The organism is Bartonella sp. TT121SHDZB, assembly GCF_042193415.1.
Lineage (GTDB): Bacteria > Pseudomonadota > Alphaproteobacteria > Rhizobiales > Rhizobiaceae > Bartonella.
Window position 1 is genome coordinate 1 of sequence record NZ_JBHILR010000018.1, and the last position, 11,366, is coordinate 11,366.

Sequence of the window (11,366 nt, forward strand, 5' to 3'; positions counted from 1 at the left end):
CGCTGTTCTAAATAGTCAGTCCGACGATAGGCACGCTCTACTTGTCCTCCTACTGTATGACTTAGAATAGTTTCAGCGACTTCATAGGGGGCATCGGTTGTCTCAGCAAGCCAATTGCGTAAACTAGAGCGAAAGCCATGGGGACGTGCTTCAAGTCCAATCTGTTGCATATATTTTGCCATACAATTCTCACCAAGAGAACCGCGACCTGTTGCAGAAAAGAAGAAATCATTGCGAGAGAGCAGGCGCGCTTGTTTTAAAATGTCTAATGCCTCTGATGATAAGGGGACGCGAAACTCTTTTGTAGCATCCCGTCTTCCTTTCATATTTTCAGCAGGGATAGTCCAGATATCCCCATCAACTTGATCTTTATGGATATGACATAAAGGAAAAGTACGAACGCCTGTCAGAATAAGCAAACGCAAAGCCAGTTGTGTTAGGGTTGTTTTTTGGCAAAGTGTTTTATAAAAAGCAGGAACATCTTTCCAATCCATTGCTGGTATATTTTGCGTTTTATGGCGTTGTTTGCCTAGGAGCGCGCGTGCTTTTGTTGTTGCTTGTAAATCAACATTCAACCCTAATGCAGCCGCATGTTTGAGACAAAGATTAAGACGGTTTAGTGCTTTTTCTGCTGTAACAGCTTTTGTATGCCAGATAGGAGTAAGCGTATTGCGTATCTCTGTTTGCGTAATCTCAGAAACGGGCAGGCAACCTAATTTAGGGAGAATGTAAAGCCGCAAAGGTGCAAACCAATTCCCAGCCTTACCATCATCTTTTAATTCAGCTTTACGACTTTCAAAAGTATCCAAAGCGATATCTTTTAAGTAATGGAGATTGCTTATTGCTTCACGCTTTTGTTTCTCCCGCTCTTTAATGGGGTCACGCCCCTCATGCAAAACAGAACGCCATTGGTTTGCCAATTCACGGGCTTGTTTTAAAGAAACATGTCTTAATGCACCCAATCCCATTTCACGGCGCCGACCATGAATGGTATAGCGATAAATCCATTGAGCACCTCCATCTTTACGCTTATGAAGTAGCAAGCCGGCACCATCATTATATTTGCCAGCTCCCAATGTTGCGACAGCCCTTGCATTAAGACGGTTCATAAGAGCCATTTTAAGTCCTTTCTTATACAGTTTTTATCCATACACTCATCCCACTTGTTATGTGCAAATGAGTGGTTTTGATTGATTCAACATAAACAGATTTGAAATGAGAGAATCCTACGTTATTCGAGGGTCTAATTCAATATGAATAACGCTAGATTATCATTATAAATCAATACGTTGTATCTTTAAGGAGAAAATTAGTTCCTTTATATGAAGTGATCAATGATCGTTCAGGTGATGTGGTGAATTTTTTTCGGGTGTTGCAACGCCATTATTACCCTTTCATGGATCTGTTGGAGTTCCAGGTGAGTAGCCGTGAGACGTTTGAACGGCTACGCACCCAAGATCCCAAGACCCTGACAGATTTAGAGCGGGCATTGCGGTTTTTATATCTGCAGCGGTTGAGTTTTGGTGGCAAAGTGGCAAAACAGACGTTTGGAGTTGATCCACACCGTGGTGCACGGTTTAATAGTCTCAAACTTGAAGCCTCCTTAAAGCTTATTTACCATCGTTTAGCAGGTGTGACCATTGAACATTTAGATTGGTTTGAGTTTATTAGGCGCTATGATCGTCCCAACATCTTGTTTTACCTTGATCCGCCTTATTGGGGTGTTGAGGATTACTATGGCAAGGATTTGTTTAAGCGAGAGGATTATCAGAAGATGTCCACACTGCTTGCACAATTAAAGGGAAAGTTTCTTCTGTCACTCAATGATGTGCCGGAGATTCGCAAAAGCTTTAGCCCATTTAAGATAAAAGAGGTCACCATATCTTATACATGCAGTTCAAATAATCCAATTCCAGCTCAAGAGCTCATCATCTCAAATTGCGACTTTTAGCAAAGGAGAAAAAGCTGCCTTAAAGGGTCTTTAAATGATCTTTGAAAGGTCTTTGAAGACCCTTTGAAAACCCCTTTAATTTTTAAAAAAAGACGTGAATTTTAAAAATGAATTGCTGCAAAACCTGCTGTCAAATTCTGCAAAACCTGCTGACAAGCTACATACAAGACATATAGAATCAATAATTTATAGCACGACAAAAGTGCTGTGGCGGAGGGGGTAGGAATGCTATATTTATATAAAATCAATAGATTATATAGAAGTTCGGGAATTTTGATTCCGTTGATTCTTTTAACTTATTTTCTGCCTATCCCGAACCTTTTTAGAGCTTATTCTCGATCATTTAGTTCTAAATTTATCTTTTATTTTCTCTTCTTTCAGATATTAAGAAAGATGGCTGTGAGAGAAGGAATTGTGTTAGAGATCTGCTAAGGTTATTGTGTTTCAAAGGTTGCTTTTTAACACCTTTTGAACTATATTACCACCTTATTGTAAGGTAGGAGTATAGTCATGGCTACAACTGTTAAACTGTCTGATGATCTCATTAATGAGGCTAAGCGTTACGCGTCTGTTTATAGCCGCTCGGTTCCTAAGCAAATTGAATATTGGTCGCGTATGGGCAGAATAGCCGAAGAAAATCCAGATCTCTCCTTTCAATTTATTCAAGCAATCTTACTTGGACAACAAGAAAATGCAGATGGCGATGTAACAGCATTCGAATTTGGCTGAATCTATGCAAGTTTTACAAACCCATTCATTTAAAAAAACTGTCAAAAAACTGCATGCCAACCAAAAACAAGATCTAGACCAAGCTGTTCGCGTCATTATGAAAACGCCCACCATTGGTCAAGCCAAAACAGGTGATCTTTCTGGTGTTTTTGTCTATAAATTTAAAATGGCCAAGCAATTGACGCTGCTTGCTTACAGCTATGAAGATCACACGATTACTTTGACCTTGTTAGCACTTGGCTCTCATGAAAATTTTTACCGAGATCTTAAAGCATAATATATTTTACAACTTGATAGAGGCACACAGCATTAATTTTACTAAAGTTCTCCAGTGCTAAAGGTATTAAACCAAAATTTATAGACATGATCAAGCTATATTGGGCACCTAATTGCGGCATAATATTTTTAGCTAAACCGATTGGAGGACTTTGCAGCAAAGGAGTACTGCACTCATCTGCTATTACATACCTCTAACTTGAGTTAAAAACAAAGCTCTTCCGTACACCCCAACAAATGGCTTTGTCATGATAGAACTTTACTAGATTAGAGGTAAGTCAGTAGCATCTGTTATAAATTTAACGCTTCGCACTTTCCTCGGTAAATTCAAGCCGCAAAATACTAAATACAACTAAGTCCTATAGCTCAATGCGCACATAATCATGCAATAATTATCCAGTAATATTTGCACCAGCGCAATGCCCCAATGCGAAAAATATTTATCTGCCAAGCTATGGCTTCCATGAAGTACCAATACCAGACGCTCGAAACCAAGATGGTAGAAAGATTACTGCGCCGATAACCCTTGAACAATGGTGTAAAGCGAAAGGATCCATGGAAGTTTCCGTCCCTAACGACCAACGAACAGGACATTTTCGTTTTGAATTTTTGGGGTTAATTCCTAACAGTCTTTACACAATTATGGCACTACGGCAACATGATCTGAATCCCCATGCACCTACACGACCCGGCCCACTTGGTCTTCCCAATATACTACTGGCAGATGCTGATGGGCATGCCTTTTATCAAGCAATATTACCCAATCCGTTTCCATCTGTGAACGATCCCTCTGCTAATCGAATAGTAAATATCGTCTTGCTTTGGATGAGTTATCAAATGAATCGAGGCGGTGCGATCGGATGGTATGGCTTAGGAGGAGATGTCCACGCGCAGCTAAAGCTCAAAAAAACAGGTTTCTGGGAATTCACAACAGAGGATTAATATTACGAATAAATCATATCCATGCTTATAAAGAACAAACAACATTATAAAGTATTTAATTTTTTTTGAAGGGAGAAATTAATAATGAGCCTTGCGTATGCATTCTTCGATGTAGATGGCACCCTTATTCGGAGCAAGAGTATGCTCGCTTTCCACGATTTCTGGTATAAATCTTGGCTAGTTTTTTCAACCAACGCTCACCAAGAGGAATATGCAGATACTACTGCTATTTTACGTGCACACCATGATAACCAGAGTCCGCGCAGCGTAATAAACCGTCGCTTTTATGAATTTTTTGCCGGACGTGCTGTAGCAGAAGTAACAAGATGTGCAGAAACTTGGGCAAAGCGCGCGTTGATTAATCCTACTTTCTTAATCCAAGAAGTAGTAACAGAACTAAAATCCCATCATAGCCAAAAAATTGAGCCGGTCTTAGTATCCGGCTCTTTTATAGAAATTCTAGCCCCATTGCAGAACATCTAGGTGTACCTTACATCTTGTCCACAAAACTATTGCATGATGGGCAAAAATATAATGGCCGTTTCGTCCCTCCGCAAACGATCGGCGTTGGAAAAGCGCTTGCGATTCAGGATTTTATTGAAAAACATGGTGGTGACCTTAAGAACTGCTGGGCCTACGGTGATGATATTTCCGATGAGTATATGCTGAAGCTTGTAGGTCATCCTGTCGCTGTTATTGGCGATCCTTTGCTTGAGGCGTATGCTCACAAGCATGGTTGGCGCTGTTTAAATCTACCTAAAGAATCACAAACTCTAGCATTCTCCTCTAAAAAGGTATTTCCTTTTAATGAGACGTCTTTACATGAAATATCAGTTCTTTAGTTATTCAACCTAATCACAATAAACTTTAAGGCTATCTTATTATTTAAACCATTTAATAATACTCAATACATTAAACATAATACAGTAATACATAATGCATGGCTAAAAATAAACTAGCTGAATATTAATGATTACAACTTCAGGTATAGAAAATGCTAAACGAAATGATAAAAAACACGACCGGAATTTACTCACAACAACAGAAACGTATTTTAGTCACAGGAGGCGTTCGCGGCATCGGTAAAGCAATTGTTCTAAACTTATTGAAAAATGGTCATAAGGTAGCAAGTGCAGACATCATTGACATAGAACTACCAACCTCCATCGATACGGCAAGCTTATGTAAATTGATTGTTGATATCCGCGATAAAGAAGCCATTGACTCTTCTGTCCATAAGGTTATCTCAGAATTTGGTGGTCTTGATGTCTTAGTTAATGTAGCAGGCATTTGTTATAGTGGCGATCCAGAAACAATTGATGCTCAAGAATGTGCTGAAACATTTGATGTGAATATTAAAGGAATGTTCTATATAACAGCTGCTACTTTACCCTATCTAAAAAAGGAAATTCGCGCCGATATTATAAATATTTCATCCATATGGGGTGTAGAATACAATCCTTCTTTAATTTCATATTCTTCTTCTAAATTTGCTGTAGAGGGCTATACTGGTGGGTTGCGCTTATGGGGAATGCCACAAAATATTCGTGTTTGTTCAATCCAAGTTGATAAAGTTAATACGGATTTTCGTCGCAATTTTAAAGGATTCCCAGAGATACCTCCAGAGAATCTTGCCAAAATGCTTCACCCAGATGACATTGCTTCCGCGGTCAACTTTATTCTTTCCTCATCTAATACCGCACAAATTTCTTCTATACGTCTCGATGCTCCACTTTGGTATCAAGTATAAGGATCTATCCAATGAAAATCACGCCCAGAATAGCTCTTGTCTTAACCCTCGTAGGAACCTTTTTTTGGGGTTCCAATTTCCAAGCCACTAAGATAGCTTTAACGACTGTTTCTCCATGGACAGCTTCTTTTGAGCGGTTTCTCATTGCCGTAATCGCCATATTTTTAATTATGATTTTCAAAGAAGGCTTGCGGTGGCATGTTTTATCGCAAAATTTTATTTCTTATATTTTCCTAGGGATTATCGGTGTGGCAGGGTTTAATGGCGCTTTATTTGTTGGCTTGCAAACGTCAAATCCCATAACAGCCTCCCTCATCATGGCGACAACCCCTATTAGTGCTAATATTATTGAAGCTATCATGAATAAATCTTTCCCAACCTGTGAGAGGGTTATAGGGATGCTCATTAGCATGTTCGGGGTCTATTTAGTCATAACAAATGGGAGATTTTTGTCTAACCATGTTTCCTTTGCCAAAGGAGATATTATGATTCTTTTAGGTTCCATTGGTTGGGCGTTCTATACCGTGGGCACGCGGTCATTTGTCAAGAACGCAACCCCGCTTGAAACAACAAGCTGGACGATGCTCTCTGGCACCGTCGCCCTTGGCGTCCTAACCTTTTTATTCGAATCCCCTCTTCAAGAAACGATGTCTATGTCCGGCGCTAGTTTATTCGCACTCCTTTGGATAGGGGTTGCAGGATCAGTTTTAGCCTACCTATTTTGGAATATTGGAATAGCGATCCGAGGTCCGGGTAAGACGGCGATATTTTTCAATTTTGTACCTATTTCAGCTTTATTGGTGCAAATCCTGTTCGGCTTCATCCCTCAAATCATGCAAATCATAGGCGTTTTTGTTACGATTTTTGGAGTTCTAATCGGACAAGGCTATATATTCAGCTTACTAGGATCTAGAAAAGCCGTTCCCAATGCGCATAAAGAGTAATATACTTTTTAAGATGAATGGAAATTGGCGTGTTATTTTTCGCTTTATCAGAACAGATGTGGAGCTTGTTGATTATCAAGATTACCATTGATGAAAGGAATGAAAACAAATGACGCATAACCCCGCCCATTCTAGTGAAGTTCTAAAAGTAGCTTTTTTAGAAGAAATGGAGATAACAATACAAAAATTAGCGTACCGTCTTCATATAACAAAATACGTATTTATTGTCAAATAATATTTTATCTTTTTTTGATATTTTTTTGTATTTTTTAAATACGTTGTGTATTGATAATATCTTATGATTATGAATTTCTTCTTTTATATTTATATGCGTTTAAAGCTATATTATGGGCTTTATGAAACGATTGCGTTATATTTTGAATTCTATACATCTATAATATTTAAAAAGGCTCTCATAATGCGTATTTTTATCTTTATAACCTATCAGTTTTTTACTAAATGAATTTAAATTTTTTTGTGAATTTTGTTTATAATACATTTAAAATTTAATAGCCTCTTATAGGTGCTCTCTTTATAATCAATGCGTTCATTTACAGTTTAGTTATTTGAAGCTGCTGTTTTTACGCATTTTCTATAGCTGTTATATGCTTTATAGCCATGGCATCATTTTTCATTTTCATAAGAGAAACGATAAGTAGGATAATTGTAATTTATAGACTGTTATGAAAACATCTAAAGAGAGATTGATAATTATAGAGATCAGTAAAATCCCTTTTAATAGGCTTTTGTCAGTGATGTCAGTTTTGTCAGTTCTTTTTAGACCCTCTATTATTTTTTTTGAATGGTAAAAAATTAAAATCAATATATTTCAATATGTTAATATCTTTAAAACATAACTTATATCAAGAGTACAATCTTTAAAGATAGCCAATGATGTGAATTGATTAAAACTTGTCAGTTATGTGTCAGTAAATTGAACTGACAAAAGTGATCATTTTAATGAGTCATTAAAACGTGTCTTATGAAAAGCATATGAAATTAAAAACTGATTACGTTATCAAAATCCTTTTTATGAATTTTATCAGTTCTTTTGAATGATAACCTTATGATTTAGAGAATGATTACAACGTGCTTTATGAAAATCATGTGATCCTTTAAAGCCTTTCAAAAGATGGTTTATAACTCATAAGAAATGCTATCAAGATCATTAGGTTATGAGTTTTGGGGGTGCTTTTTATACGTATTATTTTATTTTTTAATTAAAAATAAAAATCATTATATTTCAATGTGTTAATGTTTTAAAGAAACAACCTATATTAAATGCAATCCATAAATACAATCTATAATATATATTTAAAGGGGTTTTGTAGGGGTTTTGGGGGTTTTAAGAACCTACAAAACCTATAAGTAATATAAGAAAATGAATATACATAACTCTTTTTAAACAAAGCTTTTGAAAAGGATAAAGTTATCATTTTAGATTACGGTATAACCTCTTAAAGGCAATGTAAAAAAATCTAATTCTATTTAAGAGTGGGTTTCTTAAAAGTCTTAAAGCAATCCAAATAAGAGTATCTAAAAGTGCAAGTTTCTTCTTTTTAGAATAACGCATGATAAATTATCCTTTTAAAGATTGTACGTAAGCAATGTATAAAGGGGGTATAAGAACCTATAGACTTTTTACCCCTTATAAGGTTAACATACCCATTATGTGGCATACCAAGTCTATTCAGTTTCTCTAATTTCCAATTTTGGTAGTTTTTTTTACGATTTTCATGGTTTCTAAACTTACGGTAATAACCCTTTGAAACAACTCTAGAGGGTAGGCAGGGTTGCCAATGCTTTCAACGGCATAACGGTTGGCATCATTCACAATGCCACTCTTTTTATCAGTCTTTACACATTGACGCCCCATAACCCATTCAAGAGCGGGTCTTGCGTCAAATAAGCAATGACAAACTTTTCAAAAGCAGCTTGCTTTTCTTGCTCTGATATCGCTTGATCACGATAGGCTTGTAAGAGAGAACGTAAAGAGACATGTTTATTATCAGAATAAAGAGGGTGAAACATAAAGAATAGACTCCATGACAATATATTCTACTGATTAATTCTCTTCAAAAAAATCAAAGTGAAGCCAATTAAATCCATTTGGGATAAATAGCGAGTGTCAGATGAGGTGAAATTCTTGCAAAACCAGAAATTTTTTTCAAAAAGGCTTTTAAAAGGTACTTATCCACAGCCCATGACATGGGATAAGATCAGCAAAGTAGTGAAATTTGCTGTTCGTTTCACGTATTCATCAAGATAAATGTACTACGTGCTTTAAAATATCAGAATGAGTATTTTGATAGGTTTTGTAGGTTCTTAAAACCCCCAAAACCCCTACAAAACCCCTTTAAATATATATTATAGATTGTATTTATGGATTGCATTTAATATAGGTTGTTTCTTTAAAACATTAACATATTGAAATATAATAACTTTTATTTCTAATTAAAAAAATAAAATAATACCTATAAAAAGCACCCCCCAAAACTCATAATGGGGAGTGCTTTGAAGAGTTCACTGTTATATTGTTAATGTTCTATAAGATTTCCAAATTGCCTCAGTGTGATGTTTTATGGCTTGTCATTAAAGGATTCCATTCATAGCGTATGGTAGGGCGACCGCCTTGTGAGCTCTTGTCTCCAGAGATTTCACGTATATAGTTACAACGGCATAAAAGCTCTAAAGCTTGCTTAACGGTTTGATTGTCTGTTAAATATTTCCAATCACGTTTATAAATATCCCTTGTTGTAAAAACATTGGGTAAATGATCACAACGTTCGACAATTAATTTTGCCCCCTCTGTTGCTAAGCTATCCGCCGCCGCATAAAGACGTTTGACATGACTTAACAAATATTTTTCCCAATACAAGGCTCTTTCAAGGGCATCTCTATTGATTTCAAAACGCCCACCCTCAACCAGTTCAAAAATCAACGCAAGGGTTGGTATGGTTTGATTCATTTTCAAAAGGTGTGCTTGTAAACTTGCAGAGAAATGACCTTCTTTGATTGTTTTTTGAAAATTTTCCCACCATTCACGAAACATCTCTTGGGCATCAATAGAAAAGCGTATGGTAATGGGGTGTTTTGGTGATCCTAAAGGTTTATCATAAAGAGAACGAAAAATTCTTTGATAACTTTCCCATGCCTTTTGATTGGGAGGTCTATCAACCCATAACCGCTCTTTTTGTTCATCGGACCACACCAGCATTTGAAATCGTTGCAATAAGCCGTCATTATTTGTTCCATGATGCATTGCTTGAATAATGGGAATAATCCGTGAAGGTTGAATGCCTCCAATCATGAAAATGGTTGCATTGGGAATAAAAATGGTTCCCCGCCCAATCCGGTCATAGGTGTATGTTTTTTTGCCATTAAAAGCTGTTAGATAAAAAGAACGGTCTGATTGATATTCCTTTCTTTCCAAATCGGATAAAAAACCAGATAATTCATCACGAACCATTAAGAGACCACGGGGGTTTTCTTTTAAGAGTTCTCCAAGCTTTTCAACAGTGACATCAACGTCGTTTGACAAAAGTGTCATCTTCCTCACTTTCTTTATGTTCAAGAGATTGAGAAAGAAGAGCAAGGGCTTGTTCCTCGTCTTGATCTTTGAGTGCTTTGTAGGCTTGTTTTTTCTTTTCTCTTTTGTCCAATTCAATAAGAATATCTTTTGTTTCTTGCTGTTTTTTCTTCTTTAACCATTCTTGATGCCATTCCTCTTGAAAAACATCAAGAGGTGCTAAAGCAGCTTCCATGGTATCTGTTTTCATAGTCGAAGGTTGCCCCACAACGGCACCCCAGAGATTAGGAACAATTTTCCAATTATCATCATGTTGTTTTGGAGCAATACGCACGCCATTGCCAATGACAGCAGCCAAGGCACAGAGAGCAGAGACAGCAATAAAATCCATAGGGGCTTGTTGACGCTCTGAAACGTCATAAACATAATCCATGAATGGCATGGGGAGTTGTAATGGATTAAAAGGCTCGACGAGTAACAAAGCGGCAGAGATAGGCTTTAATTCCCCCCAACCATTTTGTTGCAATGCTTGCTTATAAGGAATGGCTTCTAAACAAGTCTTATCATTTAAAGAAACATTATCGTTATCATTGCATGAAACATTTTGATTGTTGGTATCTACAATATTGTTTTTATTCTCTCTCATTTATTTATACCTTTCAGTATCAAAACATCATTGAAATCTAGACCGTATGGGGCTTGCATGATAAAGACCTCAAAGCCTTGTCTATAGGCACGTGCAGCGAGGGTAAAACCTGCTTTACGACCCGCATCATCGCCGTCCATTGCAATGGTGAGACGCCCTTTTGTAGGAGGTAAATTCACACGCATCATGCCACTGGTTGAAAGAGAAGCCCATAAATCAACGGGCTCTGATAACAACCCAGACAGAAGAGACAGCCCCGTTTCAATGCCTTCACAAATGACCAGATGTTTGGGATTGGATTGACTTAAATGCACCCCACCGCCCATGACAGAACCCAACATGGCTTTTGCTGGTTTCTGATCTGTTTTGCAGCCATTGGCTTTTAAAAAGGTTCTATGAATGGCAAAGGAACCAGCGCCCTTAACAAGAGCCACCAACGCGGGCAGTGTACCCCCAGAGGGGTGTGGACACTTGTCGTAAAAGCGTAAATCAGCAGGCAAATCACATGTAATATGCCGCATGCGTAAATAGGTTTCTGCTAAAGTCTTTTTGATTGGTTGGCTTTGTTGCCAAATTGCTTTTGCTCTCTCTGCTTTCTG

Annotated in this window: 9 protein-coding genes and 5 pseudogenes; 9 read left to right on the forward strand and 5 right to left on the reverse strand. The window is 37.3% G+C overall.

The features are described 5' to 3' along the window. Window positions 1-1,118: tyrosine-type recombinase/integrase (locus ACFIKI_RS08015; protein WP_375666689.1), on the reverse strand; the 1,118-nt coding region annotated here is incomplete at its 3' end. A 149-nt stretch (window positions 1,119-1,267) separates the two neighbouring features. On the opposite strand from ACFIKI_RS08015, the gene ACFIKI_RS08020 reads away from it, so the two are divergent. The 9 genes and pseudogenes from ACFIKI_RS08020 to ACFIKI_RS08060 all read left to right on the forward strand — a co-directional run. Further along, a complete protein-coding gene (locus tag ACFIKI_RS08020) occupies window positions 1,268-1,951 on the forward strand; it encodes a DNA adenine methylase (RefSeq protein ID WP_375666697.1) in 684 nt (227 codons plus the stop codon). Window positions 1,952-2,461: 510 nt separating this feature from the next. After that, window positions 2,462-2,680, forward strand: coding sequence for a TA system antitoxin ParD family protein (locus ACFIKI_RS08025; protein ID WP_375666690.1), 219 nt, complete (start codon window positions 2,462-2,464; stop codon window positions 2,678-2,680). Beyond that, a complete protein-coding gene (locus ACFIKI_RS08030; protein WP_246054788.1) occupies window positions 2,673-2,957 on the forward strand; it encodes a type II toxin-antitoxin system RelE/ParE family toxin in 285 nt (94 codons plus the stop codon). The genes ACFIKI_RS08025 and ACFIKI_RS08030 overlap by 8 nt, the downstream gene beginning before the upstream one ends. 554 nt (window positions 2,958-3,511) lie before the next feature. Then, a complete protein-coding gene (locus ACFIKI_RS08035) occupies window positions 3,512-3,898 on the forward strand; it encodes a hypothetical protein (protein WP_375666692.1) in 387 nt (128 codons plus the stop codon). 141 nt (window positions 3,899-4,039) lie between these two features. Beyond that, window positions 4,040-4,740 (forward strand): annotated as a pseudogene (locus tag ACFIKI_RS08040) (HAD family hydrolase). 164 nt (window positions 4,741-4,904) lie between these two features. Then, window positions 4,905-5,648 carry an SDR family oxidoreductase gene (locus tag ACFIKI_RS08045; protein ID WP_375666693.1) on the forward strand — a complete coding sequence of 248 codons (744 nt, stop codon included), beginning with the start codon at window positions 4,905-4,907 and terminating at the stop codon, window positions 5,646-5,648. A gap of 11 nt (window positions 5,649-5,659) precedes the next feature. After that, on the forward strand, window positions 5,660-6,592 hold the full coding sequence (locus ACFIKI_RS08050; protein ID WP_012231667.1) for a DMT family transporter: 933 nt from the start codon (window positions 5,660-5,662) through the stop codon (window positions 6,590-6,592). Window positions 6,593-6,605: 13 nt separating this feature from the next. Next, a pseudogene (locus ACFIKI_RS08055) lies at window positions 6,606-6,683 on the forward strand (Killer protein); the annotation flags it as partial. Window positions 6,684-6,701: 18 nt separating this feature from the next. Continuing rightward, window positions 6,702-6,806, forward strand: a pseudogene (locus tag ACFIKI_RS08060) (transcriptional regulator); the annotation flags it as partial. A gap of 1,472 nt (window positions 6,807-8,278) precedes the next feature. Here ACFIKI_RS08060 and ACFIKI_RS08065 read toward each other — a convergent pair. The 4 genes and pseudogenes from ACFIKI_RS08065 to ACFIKI_RS08080 all read right to left on the reverse strand — a co-directional run. Further along, window positions 8,279-8,489: pseudogene (locus ACFIKI_RS08065) on the reverse strand (type ISP restriction/modification enzyme); the annotation flags it as partial. Further along, a complete protein-coding gene (locus ACFIKI_RS08070; RefSeq protein ID WP_375666694.1) occupies window positions 8,450-8,623 on the reverse strand; it encodes a hypothetical protein in 174 nt (57 codons plus the stop codon). The pseudogene ACFIKI_RS08065 and the gene ACFIKI_RS08070, both read right to left, overlap by 40 nt. A 535-nt stretch (window positions 8,624-9,158) precedes the next feature. Continuing rightward, window positions 9,159-10,767, reverse strand: a pseudogene (locus ACFIKI_RS08075) (YfjI family protein). Next, window positions 10,764-11,366, reverse strand: a 603-nt coding sequence (locus tag ACFIKI_RS08080) for a toprim domain-containing protein (protein WP_375666695.1), incomplete at its 5' end; no start/stop codon positions are given. The gene ACFIKI_RS08080 and the pseudogene ACFIKI_RS08075, both read right to left, overlap by 4 nt.